At 68.1% G+C, this 23,552-nt stretch carries 22 protein-coding genes; 18 read left to right on the top strand and 4 right to left on the bottom strand.

Annotated features, from left to right (window positions below):
- Positions 1–27: 27 nt before the first annotated feature.
- The 3 genes from A7U43_RS08600 to A7U43_RS08590 are packed head-to-tail and all read right to left on the bottom strand — an operon-like array spanning position 28 to position 3,463.
- A complete protein-coding gene (locus A7U43_RS08600) occupies positions 28–1,014 on the bottom strand; it encodes a VOC family protein (protein WP_067993535.1) in 987 nt (328 codons plus the stop codon).
- Positions 1,011–1,871 carry an alpha/beta fold hydrolase gene (locus tag A7U43_RS08595; protein ID WP_067993529.1) on the bottom strand — a complete coding sequence of 287 codons (861 nt, stop codon included), beginning with the start codon at positions 1,869–1,871 and terminating at the stop codon, positions 1,011–1,013. Before A7U43_RS08595 ends, A7U43_RS08600 begins: the two co-directional genes overlap by 4 nt.
- Positions 1,868–3,463: a bifunctional 3-(3-hydroxy-phenyl)propionate/3-hydroxycinnamic acid hydroxylase gene (locus tag A7U43_RS08590; RefSeq protein WP_067993527.1), complete on the bottom strand. Its 1,596-nt coding sequence runs from the start codon at positions 3,461–3,463 to the stop codon at positions 1,868–1,870. Before A7U43_RS08590 ends, A7U43_RS08595 begins: the two co-directional genes overlap by 4 nt.
- 93 nt (positions 3,464–3,556) lie before the next feature.
- Here A7U43_RS08590 and A7U43_RS08585 point away from each other — a divergent pair, with 93 nt between their 5' ends.
- From A7U43_RS08585 to A7U43_RS08565, 5 genes are read left to right on the top strand one after another with little or no spacing between them, the layout of a single operon-like run.
- Positions 3,557–4,180: a TetR/AcrR family transcriptional regulator gene (locus A7U43_RS08585; RefSeq protein ID WP_067993525.1), complete on the top strand. Its 624-nt coding sequence runs from the start codon at positions 3,557–3,559 to the stop codon at positions 4,178–4,180.
- Positions 4,177–4,950 (top strand): 2-keto-4-pentenoate hydratase, encoded by a 774-nt coding sequence (locus A7U43_RS08580; RefSeq protein WP_067993522.1) that lies wholly within the window; start codon positions 4,177–4,179, stop codon positions 4,948–4,950. The genes A7U43_RS08585 and A7U43_RS08580 overlap by 4 nt, the downstream gene beginning before the upstream one ends.
- A gap of 31 nt (positions 4,951–4,981) precedes the next feature.
- Complete coding sequence (locus A7U43_RS08575) at positions 4,982–5,914, top strand: acetaldehyde dehydrogenase (acetylating) (RefSeq protein ID WP_067993518.1); 933 nt, start codon at positions 4,982–4,984, stop codon at positions 5,912–5,914.
- Complete coding sequence (gene dmpG / locus A7U43_RS08570) at positions 5,911–6,942, top strand: 4-hydroxy-2-oxovalerate aldolase (RefSeq protein WP_067993515.1); 1,032 nt, start codon at positions 5,911–5,913, stop codon at positions 6,940–6,942. The genes A7U43_RS08575 and dmpG overlap by 4 nt, the downstream gene beginning before the upstream one ends.
- Positions 6,943–6,980: 38 nt before the next feature.
- Positions 6,981–7,622 carry a winged helix-turn-helix transcriptional regulator gene (locus tag A7U43_RS08565; RefSeq protein ID WP_068002210.1) on the top strand — a complete coding sequence of 214 codons (642 nt, stop codon included), beginning with the start codon at positions 6,981–6,983 and terminating at the stop codon, positions 7,620–7,622.
- Between the two features lie 9 nt (positions 7,623–7,631).
- On the opposite strand, the gene A7U43_RS08560 is transcribed toward A7U43_RS08565, so the two are convergent.
- Complete coding sequence (locus A7U43_RS08560; RefSeq protein ID WP_067993512.1) at positions 7,632–9,920, bottom strand: ATP-dependent DNA ligase; 2,289 nt, start codon at positions 9,918–9,920, stop codon at positions 7,632–7,634.
- Positions 9,921–9,951: 31 nt separating this feature from the next.
- Here A7U43_RS08560 and ku point away from each other — a divergent pair, with 31 nt between their 5' ends.
- From ku to A7U43_RS08495, 13 genes are all read left to right on the top strand, one after another.
- Positions 9,952–10,866 carry a non-homologous end joining protein Ku gene (ku, locus tag A7U43_RS08555; RefSeq protein ID WP_067993511.1) on the top strand — a complete coding sequence of 305 codons (915 nt, stop codon included), beginning with the start codon at positions 9,952–9,954 and terminating at the stop codon, positions 10,864–10,866.
- 271 nt (positions 10,867–11,137) lie between these two features.
- Positions 11,138–11,929 (top strand): SDR family oxidoreductase, encoded by a 792-nt coding sequence (locus tag A7U43_RS08550; RefSeq protein WP_067993508.1) that lies wholly within the window; start codon positions 11,138–11,140, stop codon positions 11,927–11,929.
- 9 nt (positions 11,930–11,938) lie between these two features.
- Positions 11,939–13,045 carry an NAD(P)H-dependent amine dehydrogenase family protein gene (locus A7U43_RS08545; RefSeq protein ID WP_067993502.1) on the top strand — a complete coding sequence of 369 codons (1,107 nt, stop codon included), beginning with the start codon at positions 11,939–11,941 and terminating at the stop codon, positions 13,043–13,045.
- Between the two features lie 102 nt (positions 13,046–13,147).
- Positions 13,148–13,357: a hypothetical protein gene (locus tag A7U43_RS08540; RefSeq protein ID WP_067993501.1), complete on the top strand. Its 210-nt coding sequence runs from the start codon at positions 13,148–13,150 to the stop codon at positions 13,355–13,357.
- Positions 13,358–13,447: 90 nt separating this feature from the next.
- The gene (locus A7U43_RS08535; protein ID WP_067993500.1) at positions 13,448–14,677 is read left to right on the top strand and encodes an Nramp family divalent metal transporter; all 1,230 of its coding nucleotides are present in this window, start codon (positions 13,448–13,450) and stop codon (positions 14,675–14,677) included.
- Between the two features lie 54 nt (positions 14,678–14,731).
- Positions 14,732–15,748, top strand: a complete 1,017-nt coding sequence (locus A7U43_RS08530) for a poly-gamma-glutamate hydrolase family protein (protein WP_231963605.1) — start codon at positions 14,732–14,734, stop codon at positions 15,746–15,748.
- A 52-nt stretch (positions 15,749–15,800) separates the two neighbouring features.
- Positions 15,801–17,132: an NAD(P)/FAD-dependent oxidoreductase gene (locus tag A7U43_RS08525; protein WP_067993497.1), complete on the top strand. Its 1,332-nt coding sequence runs from the start codon at positions 15,801–15,803 to the stop codon at positions 17,130–17,132.
- A complete protein-coding gene (locus tag A7U43_RS08520) occupies positions 17,126–17,887 on the top strand; it encodes a DUF1365 domain-containing protein (RefSeq protein ID WP_068002207.1) in 762 nt (253 codons plus the stop codon). Before A7U43_RS08525 ends, A7U43_RS08520 begins: the two co-directional genes overlap by 7 nt.
- Positions 17,887–19,161 (top strand): class I SAM-dependent methyltransferase, encoded by a 1,275-nt coding sequence (locus A7U43_RS08515; protein WP_067993495.1) that lies wholly within the window; start codon positions 17,887–17,889, stop codon positions 19,159–19,161. The genes A7U43_RS08520 and A7U43_RS08515 overlap by 1 nt, the downstream gene beginning before the upstream one ends.
- A gap of 28 nt (positions 19,162–19,189) precedes the next feature.
- Positions 19,190–19,768 (top strand): sigma-70 family RNA polymerase sigma factor, encoded by a 579-nt coding sequence (locus tag A7U43_RS08510; protein ID WP_418287678.1) that lies wholly within the window; start codon positions 19,190–19,192, stop codon positions 19,766–19,768.
- The gene (locus A7U43_RS08505; RefSeq protein ID WP_067993494.1) at positions 19,765–20,484 is read left to right on the top strand and encodes an anti-sigma factor; all 720 of its coding nucleotides are present in this window, start codon (positions 19,765–19,767) and stop codon (positions 20,482–20,484) included. Before A7U43_RS08510 ends, A7U43_RS08505 begins: the two co-directional genes overlap by 4 nt.
- An 18-nt stretch (positions 20,485–20,502) precedes the next feature.
- A complete protein-coding gene (locus A7U43_RS08500) occupies positions 20,503–21,300 on the top strand; it encodes a TIGR03621 family F420-dependent LLM class oxidoreductase (protein WP_067993492.1) in 798 nt (265 codons plus the stop codon).
- Between the two features lie 138 nt (positions 21,301–21,438).
- Entirely contained in the window at positions 21,439–23,544 is a 2,106-nt protein-coding gene (locus tag A7U43_RS08495) for a catalase (RefSeq protein WP_067993472.1), read from the top strand.
- Positions 23,545–23,552: the final 8 nt, after the last annotated feature.

The following is a 23,552-nucleotide window of genomic DNA, read 5'->3' as shown; positions in this document are numbered from 1 at the left end:
GGGACCTAGGACGCGCGCTGCCCGGTCTCACCCGGCAATGCCGCCCACCAGCGCCGGTACCGTGTCCTCGCGGTGCAGCAGGGATTGCGCACCGGTCTTGAACTGGGCGAGTTTGTCGACGACGGTCTGCCCGACCGGGGTATGACCCCATATGCTGATGCCCTGATGGGTGGTTGTCTCCCAGGTGGTTTCGTCGACGACGATGGGATTCCATCCGACTTCCCATTCGAAACCGGACGGGGTGACCGCGTAGTAGGACAGTTCGCGGTCATTGGTGTGCTGCCCGACGTCGAGTGCCATGTCGAAACCCAGTGCCGTGACGCGTCGATACGAGTCCACCATGGCGTCGAGGTCCGCCGCCTGGATGTTGAGGTGCTGCACGCGGGTGCGGATCGGGTTGACCGGCAGGCCGCGCACCGCGGCGATCGCCACGGAGTGGTGGCGCTCGTTGACGCGCAGGAAGCGGATCTTGAACTTGAGCCCGCTGATGGTCTCGTCGATGTAGTCCGACAACCGGGCGTCGAAGACCGTGGCGTAATAGCCGTGCATCTGACCGGGTTTGGTGGAGGTGATCGCCACGTGACCCATTCCCGATGCGCCGGTGACGAATTCGCCGTACCGCAGGTTCGGCGCGGCGGTGATGGTGGGCGCGGTGAAGATCTCCTGGGTGAGCCCCTTCGGCCCGGGGAAGCGCACCAGTCGCTCGACGCCGCGCAGCACGGCCTCCTCGCATGTGCCCTCGGTGACGGGCACGCCGGCGCCGGTGACGCGCCGGACGACCTCCTCGAAGGTGCCGTGATCATCGAGCTGCCAGCCGATGGTGGTGACATCTTCCGCCGGTCCCCGCTGGAGCAGGAAACGGCACGCGTGATCGTCGAGCCGAAATCGCAGGTGCTGGGCGCTGAGTTCGTCGCAGTGCATGCCGATGGCGTCCTCGCCGAAGCGCCGCCAGTCGGAGAACCTGTCGGTCTCGACCACCAGATAGCCCAGGTGCGCCTTGCCGAAGATGTTCATGCGCCCAGGAACGCGCGGGTGACGTGATTGAAGAAGTCGGCGCGTTCCCACTGCACCCAATGTCCGGCGTTGGCAGCGAGCAGCAGGTCGCAGTTGGGCAGGGCATCGGCCAGCATCTGACCGCCGCTGGGGCGGTTGACCTTGTCGTCGCGGCCCCATATCACCAATGTCGGAGTGGGCAGATGGGCAAGTCTGCTGTCCCGGGTGAAGTCCATTCGCCACAGTGTGCGCAAGGCGAACAACCCGGACGGGCGACGCAGCGGCGGGTTCGCGACGACCTCGGGGTCGATGCTCGACAGGTACCGGGTGTCGATGACCTCTGCGGGCACGGAATCCCCGTCGTAGACCAGGTATTGGCGAATGAAGGTGTCCAGCTTGGCCCGGGACGGGCCGTCACCGCCGTAGTAGGCGAACAGGCTCTGCAGCCCTGCCGTCGGCAGCGCGCGGGTGGTGCCGATGCCGCCGGGACCCATCAACACCATCTTGTCCACCCGCTCGGGGGTGTCCAAGGCCAGTCTCAGCGCGCAGGCGCCGCCGTAGGAGTTGCCGACCAGGTGCGCGCGGTCGATGCCGAGGTGGTTCATCAATCCGCGAATGCCGTTGGCGAGGTATCCGAACGGGTCGTTTCCGTCGACACCCTTGCTGGAGCGTCCGTAGCCGGGCAGGTCGGGCACGATCACCCGAAACTCCTCGGCGAGCGCATCGATGTTGCGGGAGTAGTTCGACACCCCGGACGCGCCGGGGCCGCCACCGTGCAGCAACACGACGGCCGGGCCGCTGCCCGTTTCGGCGTAGAAGATCTGCCGACCGCCGACGGTGACGGTGTGCTCGGTCAGGGTGGTGGTGTTGGTGTTCATGCGGTGACTCCAGTGCGAATCGAAGCGAGGGCGGCGGGTGCGGTCGTGCTGAACCCCGCGGGAGGTTCCGGCAGCGGACGGTCGGAAGTCGTTGCGGCGTAGACGAAGCCGTCGGGGCGGATGACCAGGGCATCGGCCTTCTTGGCGGCCATCCAGCCGATCAGGACGGCACCGCTGTCGCGCACGTCATCACCCTCGACGGCCTCGTGCGGGCCGGCGAGCCGGATCGAGGCGGCACCCCGATCCGTCCAGGCCCGGATCCCGGCCGGTGCCTGCTGCGTGTGCAGGACGGTCCACCGTCCGGCGAGGACATCGTCGAGGCGGGCCGTGTCGCCCTTGCCGTCGATCACCCATGGTTGCGGTATCTGCCAGCCGACCGCGCCATGTCGCTCGTCGGCGAGGAATCCGGCACGGTACCGCGCGACGGGGATCCACCACAGCTTCTGCCCGCGCACCATGGCGCCGGGCACTTTCGACACCGCGCGCATCACCCGATTGCGCAGGGCGACCAGGGCGCGGCGCCGTTCGGTGATGACGCGGCCGACGAGCACCGCGCGCCGGGTGACCTCGGTGACATGCGGCTTACGTTCGGCCTCATAGGAATCCAGCAAAACATCGGGGGCCTGCCCGCGTAGCACGGCCGCCAGCTTCCAGCACAGGTTGGCCACGTCGCGCACGCCGGCGCACATGCCTTGGCCGATCCATGGCGGCATGGCGTGGGCGGCGTCGCCGGCGAGGAACACCCGCCCGACCCGCCACCGGTCCGCGACACGGACATGGTGGCGATAGACCACCGCACGCAGGATCTTGACCTGCGCTTCGGTGACGCCGTGTTGGTGCAGTACCTCCCAGACCGCCTTGTCGGAGGTCAGCGCGTCATCGTCTTCGGTTCCGCGGGCCGGGAATTCCCAGCGGTGGTGCCCCAGCGGGGTGGGACAGTCCACCGTGGGGCGTTCGGGGTCGCAGTGGAAACGTAAGTGGTCGTGACCTTCCCAGTGCTCGAGCACCTCGGTGTCGATGACCACCCAGCGTTCTGCATAGGTGCGCCCGGAGTACCCGATGCCCAGCAGACCCCGGGTCGGCGAGGACCCGCCGTCGGCCGCAATCACGTAGGAGGCATGGATGCGGCTGATGGTATCGGCACGCAGGTCGCCGATCAGCAGTTCGACATGATCACCGCGGTTGGCCACCCGCAGACATTCGCGTTCCAGGAGCACCTCGACGTTCCCGAACCGCTGCACGCCCTGGCGCAACACATCGTCGACGGCCGGTTGATAGATGAACTGCTGCGGCGGATGTCCACATCCGCCGGCGGCGATCGTGGTTTCGATGAACGGTGTGCCGGTGGAGTCCACGAAGGCCACCGGCCGGCCGGGCAGCATATCGGCCTGGAGCCGATCGGCCAGTCCGACGGACTGCCATATTCGCAGCACCTCGTCGTCGGTGGAGATGGCCCGGGCCCGGGCGTAGATATCCGGGTCACGCTCGATGACGACGACGTTCACGCCCAGTCGCCCCAAGAGGTTGGCGGCCGTCGCCCCGGTGGGGCCATAGCCGACTATCGCCACGTCATAGCTCGGAACATCGGTCATTGCGACCCCTCGTCTTCGGGATTGATTCTGTAGTGATCGATACGGTAATGTAGCGATCACTACAGAGTCAAGGGTCGATCAAGGAGTGATGCCATGGCCGACAAGAAGCCCCGACGCCAGCGCGCGGACGGCGCCATCTCCCGCGAACGCATCCTGGATGCCGCCACCGAGATCGCCGCCGAGCGCGGCTACGAGGGCACCAGCATCGGCGCGGTCAGTACGAAGTGCGGACTGCCGGCCAGTTCGATCTACTGGCACTTCAAGAACAAGGACGACCTGCTCGCCGCGGTCATCGAGCGCAGCTTCGGGTCCTGGCTCGCCGCATGGGAGTTCCCCACCGACGGCCGGCCCGCCGAACGACTCGCCGGCGCGGCGGCGCAGATCGCCAAGGCGTTGGTCGACTCCCCCGATTTCATCCGGCTCGGTCTCATGCTGGGCCTGGAGCGCCGCCCCGTCGAGCCACGGGCGCGCGCCATGTTCGTCGAGGCACGCGACCAGGCGTTCCGCATTCTCTCCGAAGGCATCCTGGAACTGGTCCCCGGGCTGGCGCAGACGCACGTCGACCAGGTCGCCACGTATGCCATCGCCGGAGCGGACGGCCTGTTCATCGCCAAGGAGATCGCCGGCGACAGTGTCGATCTGGTCGCCCTGTTCGAGCTGCACGGCCGCGCGCTCTACGATATGGCCGTCCGACTGGCCGCCGAGGGCGATCGGTGAACGACGTGATCACCACCGCGGCGGCCGACCTGTGGGCCGCGCACCTCGACCGCAGTCCGATCGCCCCGCTCACCGAGAGCTACCCGAATTTCGGTGTCCCGCAGGCGTATGCGGTGCAACAGATCAACCTGCAGCGCCGGCTGGCGACCGGATCGGCGCTGGTGGGCCGCAAGATCGGGCTCACCTCCAAGCCGATGCAGACCCTGCTCGGTGTCGACGAACCCGATTTCGGCTACCTGCTCGACGACATGGTGCTCAGCGAGGTGGCCGACACAGCTCAATTCTGCGCCCCGCGAGTCGAACCCGAGGTGGCCTTCCTGCTGCGCAACGCCCTGCGCGGACCGGGCGTCACCGTCGCCGACGTGTACGCCGCCACCGAGGCGGTCGCCGTCGCGCTGGAGATCGTGGACAGCCGGATTGCCGACTGGAAACTCACTTTGCCCGATACCGTCGCCGACAACGCCTCCTCCGGCGCGGTCGCCCTCGGCGATTGGGTGACCTACACCGCGGACCTCGCCCTGCCCCAGGCGCACGCCACGCTGCACCTCAACGGCTCCGAGATCGATTCGGGCCGAGGCGAAGCCGTGATGGGTGACCCGGCTGCGGCGGTTGCGTGGCTGGCCAATGCGCTGGCCGGCTACGACACCGAACTGTCCGCGGGGCAGTTCGTCATGTCGGGATCGTTCACCTCGGCCGCCTTCGTCCATGCCGGCGACACCGCCGCCGCCACGATCAGCGGGCTGGGCACCATCTCGCTGCGATTCGAATAGGAAAACCGTGACTGCACACCATGAATGGCCGGTGGCGATCATCGGCTCCGGCAACATCGGCACCGACCTGCTGATCAAGATCCTGCGGCGCGACGGACCCCTACGTGTCGCGGCCATGGTCGGCATCGATGCCGCCTCCGACGGGCTGGCCCGCGCGGCACGCATGGGTGTGGCCACCACCGCCGGCGGTGTCGACGGACTGCTGAACCTGCCGCAGTTCGAAGATGTCGAACTCGTCTTCGACGCCACCTCGGCCGACGCGCACCTCGCCAACTGGGCCGCGCTCGAACCGACCGGCGTGCGGATGATCGACCTCACTCCCGCCGCCGTCGGCCCGTACTGCGTGCCGGTGGTCAACCTCGACGACCATCTCGACGCCCCCAACCTGAACATGGTCACCTGCGGCGGGCAGGCCACCGTCCCGATTGTGGCCGCGGTGTCACAGACCGCCATCGTGTCCTATGCCGAGATCATCTCCTCCATCTCGTCGAAGTCCGCCGGCCCCGGGACCCGCGCCAATATCGACGAGTTCACCGAAACCACCTCGGCGGCCGTGCAATCGGTGGGCGGGGCCCAGCGCGCCAAGACGATCATGATCCTCAACCCGGCCGACCCTCCGGTATTGATGCGCAACACCGTGTACTGCTTGGTCGACAGCGATGCCGACCGGACCGCCATCGGGCATGCCATCGCCGAGACGATCGACACGGTGCGCGCCTACGTCCCGGGCTACCGGCTGAAACAACCCGTGCAGTTCGAGAGCTTCACCGCGGGCAATCCGCTCTACATCCCCGAAACCGGCAAGTTCATCGGCACCCGGGTGACGGTCATGCTCGAGGTCGCCGGGGCGGCGCACTACCTGCCCGCCTACGCGGGCAACCTCGACATCATGACCTCGGCGGCCATCGCCACCGCCGAACGCGTCGCCATCCACACACGCGACACCAGCCGGGCGATCCCATGACCCACGATCTGTATGTCTGCGACGTGACGCTGCGCGACGGCATGCACGCCGTCGCACACCAGTACAGCGTCGAGCAGGCCGTCAGCATCGCCACCGCGCTCGACGCGGCGGGCGTCGATGCCATCGAAGTCGCGCACGGCGACGGACTGGCGGGGTCCAGCTGCATCTACGGGTTCGGCGCGCACACCGACCTGGAGTGGATCGAGGCCGTCGCCGCGGCCGTCACCCACGCCAGGGTCGCGACGCTGCTGCTGCCCGGCATCGGCAGCGTGCACAACCTCAGGGATGCCCATCGTGCCGGCGCCACCGTGGTGCGGGTGGCCACCCACTGCACCGAAGCCGATATCTCCGCCCAGCACATCGCCGCCGCGCGCGACCTCGGCATGGACACCGTCGGATTCCTGATGATGAGCCATCTGAGCACCCCCACGGCGTTGGCCGCGCAGGCCAAGCTGATGGAGGGCTACGGCGCGACATGCGTCTACGTCGTCGACTCCGGCGGCGCGATGACCATGGGTGAGATCGCCGCGCGCGTCGACGCCCTGCGCCAAGCGCTGGATTCGACCACCGAAATCGGGGTGCACGCCCACCACAACCTTTCCCTCGGGGTGGCCAACTCGATCGTCGCGGTGGAGCACGGCGCCAACCGGGTGGACGCATCGCTGACCGGGATGGGCGCCGGCGCCGGGAACGCTCCGCTGGAGGTATTCGTCGCCGCGGCATCCAAACTCGGCTGGAGGCACCGCTGCGACCTGCACGCACTGCAGGACGCGGCCGATGACCTCGTGCGCCCCCTGCAAGACAGACCGGTGCGCGTCGACCGCGAAACCCTGACCCTCGGCTACGCCGGGGTGTACTCCAGTTTCCTGCGCCACGCCGAGCACGCGGCGGCTCGATACGGCGTCGATGCGCGCACCCTGCTGGAGGAGGCAGGCCGCCGCGGCATGGTCGGCGGGCAGGAGGACATGCTCGTCGACATCGCGCTGGACCTCAGCGTCCCGACCGATCGAGCAGCATCGCGCGACTGATATCATCAAGTCAACTTGAAAATTGCAAGTGGATGGCGATGAGTCGAGACTACGGTCAGTACTGCGGGCTTGCCCGGTCCCTGGATGTGGTGGGTGACCGGTGGAACCTGTTGATCGTGCGCCAGCTCCTGATGGGACCGGCGCGGTACGGGGAGCTCCGAGAGGGATTGCCCGGCGTCGCGACGAATCTGCTGACCGACCGGCTTCGTGACCTGGAGACCGCCGGGGTGATCGAGCGGCGGCTGTCGGACGACGCCAGTGCGGTGGCCTACGCGCTCACCGAATGGGGCGCGCAGCTGCGCGAGCCCATCAACGCATTTGTCCGCTGGTCCACCCCGCTGATGGTCCGCGGACCCGAGGGCGACACATTCCGTCCCGAATGGCTCGCCGTGGCCCTTCCCGCCTTGTTCCAGGGCCGTCGGTCGACCGGCCGATCGTTGCGTGTGGGGATCGCCGTCGACGGGGCAATGGTGCACCTGCACGCCACCGAGTCCGGAGTCGAGGTCGCGAAACCCGACGGGCACGACGTCGACGCCGTTCTCACCGCCGATCCCCAGCTGGTTCTGGGACTTGCGGCGGGCGCGTTGGCACTGGATGACGTCGCCGCATTCGTCCATATCGACGGTGACGAATCCGCCGTCCGCGCCGTTCTCGACGCCTCCCCCGCGCCAGGACGCTGACCTGCGCGTCTAGGGACCAGCCACCTGAGGTGGTTCCCACACCACCTCACCCGGGGACTTGTCCGGGCGCAGCCCCCGCCAACTCGGTTGCCGTAACCGACCCTCGGGGGTGCGCTCGCTGTAGCGCACCTCCCCCACCAGCTCCGGGCGCACATAGGTCACGCCCTTGGCATCCGGACCGGAAAGCGCTGTGGAAAAAGGTGATTCATCGGTCTCCAGCGGCTTGAGCAGCGTCCGCAGGTCGCCCAGCATTTTCTCGGTGAACCCGGTCCCGACGCGCCCCGCGAATATCAGACGGTCGCCCTCGGGGACACCCACCACCAGCGCACCGATCCCGCTGGTGCGACCTCCCTCGCCGGCACGCCACCCACCGATCACCACTTCCTGGGTCAGCCAGAGCTTGTCCTTGATCCAGGACTTCGAGCGCCGGCCGGGCTGGTAGGTGGAATCCCACTTCTTGGCGACCACGCCCTCGTACCCGCGCTCGCGTACATACGCCAGCGCCTCCGCCCCGTCACCGTCGAGCAGGTCCGGAACGATCAGACTCCCGTCCCTGGCCAGCATTTCCAGCAGAGCTCGGCGGTCGCGGTACTTGGCCCGTAACAACGAACGCCCGTCCAGCGCAAGCAGATCGAACGCCCAGAACTCGATGTTCCCGCCCGTGGCGCGGTTCTGCATAGCAGAAAAGCTCGGCACCCCGGCGGCGTCCAACGCGACGATCTCGCCATCCAGGATCACCTGGTGGTCGGCGAGATCAGCTGCCAGGGAACGCACCTGCGGAAAATCGGCGGTCATATCGCGGCCGCTGCGCGAATACAGGTGCAGATTCCCGTGGTCGGCCTCCACGAGCAGCCGGTACCCATCCCACTTGCCTTCGAACGCCCACCCGGCGGCGGTCAGCTTCTCGACCGAGCCGTGCGTCGTCAGCATCGGCTTGAGGTCGGCGGCGGTCGCCCCGGGCTGCTCCTTCATCCGGTGCGCCAGCCAGTTCTTGCCATCGGTCTGGATCAGCGCGTAGCGACCCGTGATCTTCGAGCCGTGCAGCGTCACGATGACCTCGCCGCCCTTGTCGGGCCCGTCGGGTGGGTTGTCCCGGAACTTCTCCGCCTCATAGGTGCCCGAGTCCCAGACGATCACCTCGCCACCGCCGTACTCGCCCTTGGGGATCGACCCCTCGAAGGTGGCGTACTCCAGCGGGTGGTCCTCGGTGTGCACGGCAAGGTGATTCACCGATGTCGTCTCGGGCAGGTTCTTCGGCACCGCCCAGGACACCAGCACGCCGTTGCGTTCCAGCCGGAAGTCGTAGTGCAGCCGACGCGCGTGGTGTTCCTGGATGACGAACGTGTTGTCATTGCCGGTCGCCGGGGCCGTGCGCGGAACCGGCTCGGGGGTCTTACCCGCGTCACGCATGCTGCGGTAGGTGGTGAGCTTGTCGGGCTTCGGGAGCGGGTCATCGAGGCCGGCCAGCAGGTCGCCGTCCCGCTCGACCCGCTCCAGTACCTCGTCGAAACGCAGCTGCCGCAGATCCGGATCCGTCATCTCCTCCCAGGTCCGCGGCGCGGCGACCGTGGGCTGCGCGCGACCACGCATCGAGTAGGGCGCGATGGTGGTCTTGGCCGCGCTGTTCTGGCTCCAGTCCACGAACACCTTGCCGACCCGCAGGCTCTTGGTCATGGTCGCGGTGACCTGCCGGGGCATGCTCTTCTCCAGTGCGAGCGCGATCCGCTTCGCCAGCACGGAGGCGCCCTGCGAGCTGATCGGCTCCGCCAGCGGCACGTACAGATGCACCCCCTTGCTGCCGCTGGTCAGCGGGTACGCCGTCAGCCCGATGTCTTCGACGTAGCTCTTCACCTCATGGGCGACCTCGCAGAGTTGGCGGAAACTGACGTCCTCGCCGGGGTCCAGATCGAACACGATGCGGGTGGCCGGGCCGGGATCGCCTGCCGGGTCGAACCGCCACTGCGGGACGTGCACCTCCAGGGAGGCCTGCTGCGCGATCCAGGCCAGCCCCTCCGCGGTGTTGACGATGGGATAGGTGGTGGTCCCCGACCGGTGCGTGACCGAGCCGCGGTCCAGCCAGTCCGGCGCCGAGGAGGCCAACTGCTTTTCGAAGAACTCGGCCTGCTCGACACCGTTGGGCCAGCGCTTGCGGGTCACCGGGCGGCCGGCGATATGCGGCAGCATGGCCTCGGCGACGGCCAGGTAGTAGTCGAACACCTCGGCCTTGGTGGTGCCGGCGGCCGGGTAGAGCACCTTGTCGGGATTGGTCAATCCGACCCGGCCGAAGCGCTCCACCACATGACCCTATTACCCGCTGTTACCGTTGCCTATGCGGTCGATCTGGAAAGGCTCGGTCTCCTTCGGTCTGGTCAACGTGCCGGTCAAGGTCTACAGCGCCACCGAGGACCACGACATCAAGTTCCATCAGGTGCACGCCGAAGATCACGGGCGGATCCGCTACAAGCGGACCTGCGAGGTGTGCGGCGAGGTGGTCGAATACCGCGATATCGCCCGGGCCTACGAATCCGACGACGGCCAGACGGTGATCATCACCGACGAGGACATCGCCACCCTGCCCGAGGAGCGCAGCCGCGAGATCGACGTGGTCGAGTTCGTGCCCGCCGATCAGCTCGACCCGATGATGTACGACAAGAGCTATTTCCTGGAGCCAGACTCCAAGTCGACGAAATCCTATGTGCTGCTGGCCAAGACGCTCGCCGAGACGGACCGGGTGGCGATCGTGCATTTCGCGTTGCGCAACAAGACGCGGCTGGCGGCGTTGCGGGTGAAGGATTTCAGCAAGCGCGATGTGATGGTCATTCACACCCTGCTGTGGCCCGATGAGATCCGCGACCCGGACTTCCCGTCGTTGGACAAGGAGGTCGAGATCAAACCGGCGGAGTTGAAGATGGCCGGACAGGTGGTCGAGTCGATGACCGATGACTTCTCCCCCGATCAGTTCCGGGACACCTACCAGGAGCAGTTGCACGAGCTGGTGCAGGCCAAACTGGAAGGCGGCGAGGCGTTCACGACCGAGGAACAGCCCACCGATCTGGACGAGACCGAGGATGTGTCGGATCTGCTGGCCAAGCTGGAGGCCAGCGTGAAGGCCCGCGAGTCCGGCAAGGCCGGCACGGCCGGACCCAAGAAGGCCGAACCCAAGAAGGCGGCGGCCAAGAAGGCCGAACCCAAGAAGGCGGCGGCCAAGAAGACCCCCGCAAAGAAGGCCGCCACCAAGAAATAGCGGCGTCTACCTGTGTTCAGGTTCGCGGAGGCACTCTTGCCGAGCCCGAAGCCAGGTACGACATTCGGCGTTGCGAGCTACCGGTGTTCAGTGTCGCGGAGGCAATCTTCGGCTCGACTGCACCCAGGTAGGAGCCCCGAATCCACGCCTGGCCCAAGCACAACGCACCGGGAACTGTCAGCCGCCGCCAAATTAGAACGTGTTGCAGAAATCTGCCCGGAGGCCGCCGGAGTCTTGTTACGGTGGCGCCCAGGACAGAAATGAGGCTTGCATGATCCTGGACAAATTCCGGCTCGACGATCAGGTGGCCGTGGTCACCGGGGCCGGTCGGGGACTGGGCGCCGCCATCGCCGTCGCATTCGCCGAAGCCGGTGCGGACGTGGTGATCGCGGCGCGCACCCAATCACAATTGGAAGAGGTCGCCGCACAGGTGGCCGCCGTCGGACGGCGCGCCCACATCGTGGTCGCCGACCTCGCGCACCCGGAGTCCACCGCGACGCTGGCAGCCGCGGCCGTCGACGCGTTCGGGAAACTAGACATCGTCGTCAACAACGTCGGCGGCACCATGCCGAGCCCGCTGTTGAATACATCCACCAAGGATCTCAAGGACGCATTCACCTTCAACGTCGGCACCGCGCACGCATTGACCACCGCCGCGGTCCCCCTGATGCTGGAGCACTCCGGCGGGGGCTCGATCATCAACATCACCTCGACCATGGGCCGGCTCGCGGGACGCGGATTTGCCGCCTACGGCACCGCCAAGGCGGCGCTGGCGCACTACACCCGGTTGTCGGCGCTGGACCTCTGCCCGCGCATCCGGGTCAACGCGATCGCACCGGGGTCGATCCTCACCTCGGCGCTCGACGTGGTGGCCTCCAATGAGGCGCTGCGCGACCCGATGGAGAAGGCCACCCCGATGCGACGCCTGGGCGACCCCAGCGATATCGCCGCCGCCGCCGTGTATCTGGCCTCCCCGGCCGGCAGCTACCTGACCGGCAAGACCCTCGAGGTCGACGGTGGCCTCACCTTCCCCAATCTCGACCTGCCCCTGCCCGACCTGTGAGGAAATCCCATGTCTGATTCGTCGGCTCCACCCATCCGCGTCGCCGCGATCGGTACCGGAAACGTCGGCCGCCACGCCCTGACCCAACTGATCAACGAGCCGCGGTACGAGCTCACCGGGGTCTGGGTCTCCTCGGAAGCCAAGGCCGGCAAGGACGCCGGAGAACTCGCCGGTCTCGATGTGTCGACCGGAATCCTGGCCACCAACGACCTGGACGCCATCCTCGCGGACAAGCCGGACTGCGCGGTGTACACCGCCATGGCCGACAACCGGCTGCCCGACGCCCTGGAGGACTACCGCCGCATCCTGGCCGCCGGCGTCAACGTGGTGGCCAGTGCCGCGGTGTTTTTGCAGTACCCGTGGCAGGTGTTGCCGGCCGAACTGATCAGCCCGATCGAGGAGGCGACCCAACAGGGCTCGTCCTCCATCTTCGTCAATGGCATCGACCCCGGTTTCGCCAATGACCTTCTGCCCCTTGCCCTGGCGGGCACCTGTCAGAGCGTCGAGCAGATCCGGTGCATGGAGATCGTCGACTACGCGACCTATGACAGCGCCACGGTGATGTTCGACGTGATGGGCTTCGGGAAATCGCTCGACGAGCTGCCGATGCTGCTGCAGCCCGGCGTGCTGAGCCTGGCCTGGGGTTCGGTGGTGCGCCAACTCGCCGCCGGCCTGGGCATCGAACTCGACGAGGTCACCGAGGCCCACACCCGGATCCCGGCGCCGGAGGATTTCGAGATCGCCTCCGGTCACATCGCGAAAGGCACCACCGCGGCAATGCGTTTCGAGGTTCGCGGGATGGTCGGCGGCCATCCCGCTGTGGTCCTCGAGCACGTCACCCGGCTCCGCGCGGACCTGTGCCCGCAGTGGCCGCAGCCCGCGCAGGAGGGCGGCTCCTATCGCGTCGAGGTCACCGGCGAGCCGTCCTACGCGCTGGACCTGTGCCTGAGCAGCCGCAAGGGTGACCACAACCACGCCGGCCTGGTCGCCACCGCGGCCCGCGTCGTGAACGCGATACCCGCCGTCGTTGCGTCCGCACCCGGCATCACCACCACCCTGGATCTGCCGCTGATCACCGGAAAAGGGTTGTACGCTGGAGGACAGCGCACCACTTGAGGACAGGGGCCGCCTATGGCCGACATGGATCACACACCCACCCGCTGAACGTCATTCGGCGACCCCTACATCCGACCTCACGGCCACCATCAGGAGGCCATCATGCGGATCCTCATCGCACCCGCACTCCTCGCCCTGGGACTCACCTTCGCGCCCGTCGCAACGGCGGTGCCCGACTGCGTCCAGGTCGGCGAGACCACAACACTGTGCAGCAGGCCCGGCCACGCCCAACTGACCACCTACCCCGCCCCGATGAACTACGGGCCGTGGCAATGGTGGTGGGGCAACGGAGGGTTCTACTTAGGTTGGTGAATCCGGCCCTACCCGCCGGTTGACCTCCCACAGATTTCGGCTACCCTAACTTTTCTATTCGCCAGTCCGGATAGAAGAGAAGGGAAGCACGTGCTGCAGGACCCCACGCCCACCCGGCTGCGGCCGAGTTGGTATCTGCTCGGACCGGCGTTCGTCGCGGCCATCGCCTACGTCGACCCCGGCAACGTCGCGGCCAATGTCAGTGCCGGCGCCCAGTACGGCTTCCTGCTGGTCTGGGTGATTCTGGTCGCGAATGTGATGGCCGGGCTGGTGCAGTTCCTGTCCGCCAAGCTCGGGTTGGTGACCGGGCGCTCGCTGCCCGAGGCCGTCGCCGACCACACCCGTACCCGGACCCGGGTGGCCTACTGGATCCAGGCCGAACTGGTCGCCATGGCCACCGATCTGGCCGAGATCGTCGGCGGGGCCATCGCGCTGTATCTGCTGTTCGATCTGCCGCTGCTGCTCGGCGGCATCATCACCGGGGCCGTGTCGCTCGGCCTGCTCGCGATCCAGAACCGCCGCGGTCAGCGGGTGTTCGAGCGGGTGATCACCGGGCTGCTGCTGATCATCGCGATCGGCTTCCTCACCAGCCTGTTCGTCGCGGCACCGTCGGCCGCCGATGTCGCCTCCGGGCTGGTTCCACGCTTCGACGGCGCCGAGAGCGTGCTGCTGGCCACCGCCATGCTGGGCGCCACCGTGATGCCGCACGCGGTGTACCTGCACTCCGGGCTGGCCCGTGACCGGCACGGCCAGCCCGATTCCGGGCCGGACCGCAAACGACTGCTGCGCATCACCAAGTACGACGTCGGCCTGGCCATGCTGGTCGCGGGCGCGGTGAACCTGGCGATGCTGCTGGTCGCGGCGACCAATCTGCAGGGCATGGAGAACACCGACTCCATCGAGGGCGCGCACGCCGCGGTCAGCAGCCAGCTCGGACCGACGGTGGCCCTGTTCTTCGCGATCGGCCTGCTCGCCTCCGGGCTCGCTTCGACCTCGGTCGGCGCGTACGCCGGCGCCATGATCATGTCCGGCCTGCTCAAGCGCAGCTACCCGCTGCTGTTGCGCCGGCTGGTGACCCTGATCCCCGCGCTGGTGATCCTGGCGATCGGGGTGGACCCGAGTCGGGCATTGGTGCTCTCGCAGGTGGTGCTGTCCTTCGGTATCCCGTTCGCTCTGATCCCGCTGATCCGGCTCACCAGCAACCGCGCGCTGATGGGTGCCGATATCAACCACCGGGTGACCACGGCCCTAGGCTGGTTGGTGGCCGGTGTCATCACCGCGCTGAACGTGGTGTTGATCTATCTGACCATCCGGGGCTGACGGGTATTGGCGCATCGGTACTTCGCGTACGGATCCAATCTGTGCGTGCAACAGATGGCCCGGCGCTGCCCGGACGCCGCCGATCCCCGGCCCGCCATCCTCGCCGACCATGACTGGCTGATCAACGAGCGCGGTGTGGCCACCGTCGAACCCATGTCCGGCGCCGTCGTACACGGGGTGCTCTGGCGGATCAGCGATCACGACCTGGCCGTGCTGGACAGCGCCGAGGGCGTCCCCGTCCGCTACCGCCGGGACCGGCTCGTCGTGCACACCGCCGAGGGCCCCGGCCCGGCCTGGGTGTACATCGACCCGCGGGTCGAACCCGGCCCGCCCCGCCCCGGCTACCTGGAGCGGATCATCGACGGCGCCCGCCACCACGGGTTGCCGCAACGGTGGGTGGACTTCCTGCACCGCTGGGACCCGGCGGGCTGGCCCGGCCGGGCCACCGCCGACAGCCCGGCACCGCAGTCTCTTTCCGACCTGCTCGCCGACCCGGACGTCGCCGAGACCAGCACACTGGCGTCCCGGTTCGGCTTCCTGGCCATCCACGGCGGCGGGCTGGAACAGATGACCGATGTCATCGCCGAACGGGCCGCCCGGGCATCGGGTGCCTCGCTGTACACGGTGCGCCACCCCGACCGGTACCCACATCACCTGTCCTCCAGGCTGTACCGCCCCGCGGAGTCCGAACGGCTCGCCGCCTTCCTCGGCCACGTCGACACGGTGGTCTCGCTGCACGGATACGGCCGCATCGGGCGCAGCACCCAACTGCTGGCCGGTGGCGGCAACCGGGAGCTGGCCGCGCACCTGGCACGGCACGTCCAGGTGCCCGGACATCAGATGATCGTCGACCTCGACGCGATGCCCCGCGAGCTGCGCGGGCTGCACCCGGACAATCCGGTGAACCTGCCCCGCGGCGGCGGCGTGCAGCTCGAGCTGCCACCGCGGGTGCGCGGCACCAGCCCGCGCAGCGGGTTGCCCGACGCCGACGGCATCACCCCGGCGACGTCGGCACTGATCGACGGGCTCGCCGCGGCGGCGAGAGCGTGGTCACCCCCGCCGGCACGCTGAGACCGTCGGCGCACCGGCCCATCCGTTTTCCGCACTGCTCCGAATACCATGCGTGCAACGAAACGACCTCGGTGGCCGCTCCATCGCCGTCATCGGAAGCGGTGTCGCCGGGCTGACCGCCGCCTACGTGCTGTCGGCTTCGAACCGGGTGACCCTGTTCGAAGCCGATGTCCGACTCGGCGGCCACGCCCACACCCATCTGGTCGACGACGGGCGAGGTAACCCGGTGGCCGTCGACACGGCGTTCCTGGTGCACAACGACCGCACCTACCCCACGCTGTGCCGGTTGTTCGACGAGCTCGGCGTGCACACCCACGACACCGACATGTCGATGTCGGTGCGCGATGACGGTATCGGGCTGCAGTACGCCGGAGCGCGTGGCCTGGGCGGGTTGTTCCCCTCGGTGTCGAACCTGGCACGTCCGCGATATCTGCGCATGCTGTTCGAGGTCAAGCGGTTTCACCGCGCCGCCTCCGATCTGCTCGGGTTCGACGACCACGAGAACGACGAGACGCTGGGGGCCTTCCTGGACCGCCATGGCTTCTCCGCCTACTTCGTCGAGCACTTCATGACCCCGCTGGTCGCCGCGGTCTGGTCGTGCGCGCCCGGGGAGGCCATGCGCTATCCCGCGCGCTACCTGTTCCAGTTCCTGCAGCACCACGGCATGCTGACGGTCTTCGGTTCCCCCACCTGGAAGACCGTGGTCGGCGGTTCGGCCACCTATGTCGCAGCCATCGCCGAACGGGTGCACGAGGTGGTGCTCGGCTGCCCGGCCGGCTCGGTACGGCGCAACGAGCACGGTGTGCTGGTGACCGCCGGCGACGGCAGTCCGCGGCAGTTCGACGCCGCCGTGATCGCCACCCACCCCGACCAGGCGCTGCTGGCGCTGGCCGAACCCACCCCCCGGGAACGGGCCGTCCTGGGCGCGATCGGCTACTCGGCCAACCACGCCCAGCTGCACACCGACACCTCCCTGCTGCCGACCCGGCCCCGCGCCCAAGCGTCCTGGAACTACCTGGCGACCGGCGGCCCGGGCGAGCGACGCGACGGGAGGTCATCCGGACCGGTGCTGGTGACCTACGACATCAGCCGACTGATGGGGCTGACCGGTGAACGCCGGTTCCTGGTCACCCTTGGTGGGCGCGACCGCGTCGACCCGAGCACCGTGATCGCCGAGATGGTCTACGACCACCCGCTCTACACCCCGGAATCGGTTGCCGCTCAACGCCTGCTGCCGACCCTCGATGACGACCGGGTGGTGTTCGCGGGCGCCTACCACGGTTGGGGCTTCCACGAGGACGGCGCGGCCGCCGGGTTGCGCGCCGCCGAACGACTCGGCGCGCGGTGGCCCACCGCACCGGAACAGGTGACGGTCTCATGCTGACGCGTGAGCGCCCCTCGGCATCGCTGTACCGCACCCGGATCAGCCATACCCGGCACGCCCCGCTGCGCACCGAGTTCGAGCATCGTAGCTACACCTGGTACGTGGATGTCGACGATCTGCCGCGGCTGCCGTTCTGGTTGCGGCCGTTCGCCGGTTTCCGTGCGCAGGACCATTTCTCGGCACCCGCGGAGCAGCAGCCGACGCTGCGCGAACGGGTCGACGGTTTCCTCGCCGAGCAGGGTGCCGCCCCGGTCGACGGGCGGGTGACCGCCCTGCTGCACGCCCGCGTGCTCGGCTTCGTCTTCAACCCGATCAGCGTGTTCTGGTGTCACGACGCCGCCGGTGCGCTGGTCCACGTCATCGTCGAGGTGCACAACACCTATGGGGGGCGTCACGCATATCTGTTGCCGCCCACCGAGACCGGACCGGCCGCGGTCAGCAAGGCCTTCTATGTGTCCCCGTTCAACAAGGTCGACGGCTACTACCTGGTGGATGTGCCCAGGCCCGGCGCGCACGCCGAGGTGGCCATCTCCTACCACCGGGACCACAAGCTGGTGTTCGCCGCGGCGCTGCACGGGCAGCGTCGGCCGGCAACGGCGCGCGAGATCGTCCGGATGCAGTTCGTGGCGCCGGTGGCGCCGCTGATGGGCGCTGCGCAGATACGCATGCACGGTGTCGCGCTCTGGCTGCGCGGCCTGCCCGTCACGCCCCGCCCCCGCACCGCACCACTGACCAGAAAGGCCGCCTCCAGATGATGACGCCGGAGACCACCGGAGACACCGCGACTCAGCGCAGTTCGAGCCGGTGGGGTCAGATCGCGAAGGCACCCCGCGGCCCGGTCAGCGCGGTGCAGGGACGCATCGCCGCAGCCTTGTTGCGGCGCGCGGTACGCCAATTGCCGATCCGGCTGGAGTACCCGGACGGGACCACCCTGGGCGCGGCGGACCCCACGCTACCCACCATGACCGTGCACCGGCCCGACGCGTTCTTCGCGCGGGTGGGCCGCTACGGGCTCATCGGTTTCGGCGAGTCCTATATGGCCGGCGACTGGACCTCCTCCGATCTCCCGGCGCTGCTCACCGAGTTCGCATCCTCGGTCGATGTGCTGATTCCTCCTGCACTGCAACGGCTTCGACCGCTGGCCGTGGTGCGACACCCACGGTCGATGCACAACAGCCCTGCCCAGTCGCGGCGCAACATCGCCGACCACTACGACTTGTCGAACGCACTGTTCGCCGAGTTCCTCGACGAGACCATGACGTACTCCAGCGCCCTGTTCGACACCACCCGGCCGGAATGGCCGGATCTGGCCGACGGACAGCGCGCGAAGATCGACCGCCTGCTCGATGCCGCCGGCGTGCATGCCGGCAGCCGGGTTCTCGAGATCGGTACCGGGTGGGGCGAATTGGCGATCCGCGCGGCGGCGCGCGGGGCCCACGTACACAGCATCACGCTGTCGACCGAACAACGTGAACTCGCCAGGCAACGCGCGCACACGGCGGGCGTCGCCGACCGTGTGCACATCGAGTTGCGTGATTACCGGGACCTCGACGGCCGCTACGACGCCGTCGTGTCGGTCGAGATGATCGAAGCGGTCGGCTATCAATTCTGGCCGACGTTCTTCCAGACCCTGGAAAAGCTGGTGCTTCCGGGCGGGCGGGTGGCGTTACAGGCCATCACCATGCCGCATGACCGAATGCTGGCCTCCCGCAACACCTACACCTGGATCCAGAAGTACATCTTCCCGGGCGGCCTGCTGCCCTCGGTGGAAGCCATCGTCGGGATCACCGAGCGGTCCACCCGGCTGCGCACCGTCGACATGTTCTCGCTGCAGCGCGACTACGCCGAAACCCTGCGGTTGTGGCGCGAACGGTTCCTGCAGCGATCGGCGGCGCTGGCCGAACTCGGCTTCGACGACACGTTCCAGCGCATGTGGGAGCTCTACCTGGCCTACTCCGAGGCGGGATTCCGCTCCGGGTACCTCGACGTCTACCAGTGGACGTTCGCGCCGACCGGCGGTCGAACATGAGCAAGGCGAAATACCGGTGTTGCCGGCCGTGACCGCGCCCGCGCCCGCTAGGCTACGGAGCGTGACGGCAGACCTCGACGCGTTGCTGCGCCGGGTGGCGCAACGCGATGTCGATGCGTTCGCCGAGTTCTACGACCAGACCCGCGCCCGGGTGTACGGGCTGGTCACCCGGGTTCTGCGTGATCCCGGCTACAGCGAGGAAACCACCCAGGACATCTACCTGCAGGTGTGGCGGAACGCGTCGGACTACAACCCGTCGGCCGGCACGCCGCTGTCGTGGCTGATGACGGTCGCCCATCGCCGCGCCGTGGACCGGGTGCGCTCCGAGCAGGCCGCCACCGATCGGGAGTCCCGTTACGGCGCGGCCACCGTCGAACTGCCCGTCGACCAGGTCGCCGAGGGAGTGCTGGAACGCGAGGAATACCGGCAGGTCGCGACCTGTCTGGGGACGCTGACCGACCGGCAGCGTGAGTGCATCCAGCTGGCCTACTACGAAGGACTGACCTACGTCCAGGTCTCCGACCGGCTGTCGGCGAACCTGGCCACCGTCAAATCCCGGATGCGCGACGCCATCCGCGGCCTGCGCAACTGTCTGGACGCAGCATGACCGCCCCCCGCGACGAGCTGCTGAGCCTGGCGACGCCCTACGCGCTGGACGCCGTCGACGATGCCGAGCGCGCCGAGATCGACCGTCGGGTCCGCGCCGCGGACGCCGAGACCTCCGCGGCGTTCGCCGGCGAAGTACGCCAGGTCCGCGAGGCGATGGCACTGGTCGCGGGGACAACGGCGGCCGAACCTCCCGCTCAACTGCGTGACCGTCTGCTGGCCGCGGTGTCCGCCGAGCAGACCGGGCAGGTGCGTCAACTGCGTGCGCCGCGGCGGCGCTGGACCACCGCGGCGGTGGCCGCCGCGGCCGCCGTCGTCATCGGTGTGGGCACCTTCGGGATCGGCTACTGGTTGCGGCCGGCACCCACGGTGACCACCGCCGAGCAGATCTTCGCCGCACCCGATGTCCGCACGGTGTCCGGCCAGATCCCGACCGGCGGCACCGCCACGGTGGTGTTCTCCCGGGAACGCAATGCCGGCGTGCTGGTGATGAACAACGTGGAACCCCCGGCCACCGGCACGGTCTACCAGATGTGGCTGATCGACAACGAGGGCCCGCACTCGGCGGGTGTGATGGACGCCGGCGCCATCGCCCCGTCCACCACGGCGGTGTTGCCCGATCTCGGCTCCTCCACCACCCTGGCGTTCACCGTCGAACCCGGAGCCGGTTCGCAGCGCCCCACCACGACACCGTTTGCCTCCCTGCCGCTGAGCTGACCGCGCTACGGTCGGGGCATGCTTCGCGACTTCCGTTTCGGTCTCGGCCTGCGTGACACCTCCTCCGCGGCCAAGGTCCGCGACGCGGTGCGAATGGCCGAAGACCTCGGTTACGACGTCGTGCTGGTCCCCGATCACCTCGGGGCGCCCGCGCCGTTCCCGGTGCTGGCCACCGCCGCGGCGGCGAGCCAGACGCTGCGGCTGGGCACCTTCGTGCTGAACGCCTGCTTCTACAAACCGGCGCTGCTGGCCCGCGATGTCGGCGCGCTGCATGACCTCTCCGGTGGGCGATTCGAGGTGGGGCTGGGTGCGGGCTATGTCCGCGAGGAGTTCGAGGCCGCCGAACTGCCGTTCCCGCCGGCGTCGCGGCGCATCGAGTACCTCCAGCACGTGGTCGAGTACCTGGCCGAGCACGTGCCCGGCGCGCCGATCATGATCGCCGGTGGCGGCGACCGGCTGCTCACGGTCGCGGCTAAGTGGGCCAACATCGTCGGTGTCACCGGCCACCCGATCGCCGAGCGCATCGCGGTGCTGCGGGCGGCCGCCGGGTCCCGTTTCGACGATATCGAGGTGAACCTGGCGATCACCGCCGTACCTGCCGACGGTTCCGACATGCCGAATCTGTCGATGACCCGTCACTATGCGCCCGATCTCAGCGATGAGCAGATGCTGGCCCTGCCCGGGGTGCTGTCCGGCTCGGTGACCGAGATGGCCGACAAGGTACGTGGGCTGCGCGACACCTACGGCGCCAACTATCTGGTGGTGCAGGCCGGCCACGCCGAAGCGTTCGGGAAGGTGATCGCCGAGCTGAGGTGACCGGCCGCGTCATCCATCCACCGACGCGAACGGGCACACCCGGGCCGTCCTGCGACGACAGTCGGCGCAGAGTTTCGGCAATTGACAGCGGGGTAACCGCACCGGACGCAAAGCCCATGTCTCGGTTCGGAGAATCTGATGCCCACACCACGCAAACGCGACCAATCCGCACCCGCCCCGGTCGGTCCCAGCGGGACGGACACCAATCATCTCGTCGGCTCAGAGCCGCGCGCGCAGACCGGAACATTCCTGACCACCGCCCAAGGCGTCCGGCTCCCCGATACCGATCACTCGCTCAAGGCCGGGTCCCGCGGGCCGACATTGCTGGAAGACTTTCACCTGCGCGAGAAGATCACCCATTTCGACCACGAACGCATCCCGGAGCGCGTGGTGCATGCGCGCGGCGCTGCGGCACACGGCGTCTTCGAGTCCTACGGGACCGCCGCCTCGGTGACCAAGGCCGGCTTCCTCGGTAAGAGAGGGACCAAAACCCCTGTCTTCACCCGCTTTTCGACGGTGCTCGGGTCCCGCGGCTCGGCCGACACGGTGCGCGACACCCGTGGGTTCGCGGTCAAGTTCTACACCGAGGAAGGCACCTTCGACCTGGTCGGCAACAACATGCCGGTGTTCTTCATCCAGGACGGCATCAAGTTCCCCGACATCATCCATGCCGGAAAACCGCACCCGGACCGCGAGATTCCGCAGGCCCAGTCCGCCCACGACACGTTCTGGGATTTCGTCTCCCTGCACACCGAAGCCACCCATCACACCTTCTGGAACATGAGTGATCGCGGCATCCCGCGGTCCTACCGGACGATGGAAGGTTTCGGAGTGCACACCTTCCGGCTGGTCAACGTCAAGGGCGAGACCGCACTGGTGAAGTTCCACTGGAAGCCGGTCGCCGGGGTGCACTCGATGGTCTGGGAGGAGGCGCAGATCGCTGCCGGCTGCGATCCCGATTTCCACCGCCGCGACATGGCCGACGGTATCGAGGCCGGGGCGCCGCTCGAATACGAGCTGGGCCTGCAGATCATGCCGGATGACGGCACCGACACCTACGAGGGCATCGACCTGCTCGATCCGACGAAGATCGTGCCGGAGGAGCTGGTGCCGGTGCAATTGGTCGGCAAACTCACCCTGGACCGCAACCCGACCAACTACTTCGCCGAGACCGAGCAGGTCGCCTTCCACACCGGCAACCTGGTCCCGGGTATCGAGGTGACCAACGACCCGCTGATGCAGGCCCGGCTGTTCTCGTACCTGGACACGCAGCTGACCCGGCTCGGCGGTCCGAACTTCACCCAGCTGCCCATCAACCGGCCGCACTGCCCGGTCAACGACATGCTGCGCGACGGTATGCATCAGAGTGCGGTGCACACCGGTCTGGCGCCCTATCACCCGAACTCGATCGACGGTGACGAGCCGCATCCCGCCACGGAACGCGAGGGCGGGTATGTGCAGGTGCCCCGCGTCATCGAGGGACGGGTGCAGCGGGCGCAACCTGCTTCGTTCGATGACCATTTCTCCCAGGCCGCGATGTTCTACCGCAGCCTGTCCCCGATCGAACAGGCCCATATCGCCGAGGCGTTCAGCTTCGAGCTGGGCAAGGTGTACGAGCAGGGCATCAAGGAGCGCCAACTGCAGGTGCTGGCCAATGTGGACGCCGACCTGTGCGAGCAGGTCGCGGCCGCCCTCGGATTGCCTGCGCCCGAGGGAAACCCGCCGACCGACGTGACGCTCTCCCCGGCGCTGTCCCAGGTTGTCGCCGAACCGGGACCGGTGAAGGGTCGCCAGATCGGCATCATCGCCGACGCCGGATCGGACCTGGCCGGTGTGGCGAAGCTCGCCAAAGCCGCCGAGGGAATGGGCATCATCCCGCTGGTGATCGCCCCGGTCGGTGGTGTCCTGAAGGCCGGGCGCCGCAGCGTCATCGTCAACCGCGCCTACGCCACCGCCCGGTCCATCGAGTTCGACTGCGTCATCATTGCATCCGGCACCGCGCCGGATCCCAGACAGGTTGTGCTGCTTCAGGAAGCGTTCCGGCACTGCAAGGCGCTGGCCGCCTGGGGCGACGGCGGCGCGGTGCTCAAGGGGGCCAAGATCCCGGTCAAGGGGCCGGGCCTCGTGATCGGCGAGGACGTCGACAAGAGCTTCACCGCCGAGTTGACCACCGCGCTGGGGCTGCACCGTGCGTGGGACCGGGTCAAGACCGGCGCCGGTGTGGTCCCGACGTCGGCCGGCTGATACGGCCT

This window comes from Mycobacterium adipatum (genome assembly GCF_001644575.1).
In the GTDB taxonomy this organism is placed as follows: domain Bacteria; phylum Actinomycetota; class Actinomycetes; order Mycobacteriales; family Mycobacteriaceae; genus Mycobacterium; species Mycobacterium adipatum.
The sequence above is the reverse complement of the archived record's forward strand: the minus strand, read 5'-3'. Positions and strand labels throughout refer to the sequence as shown.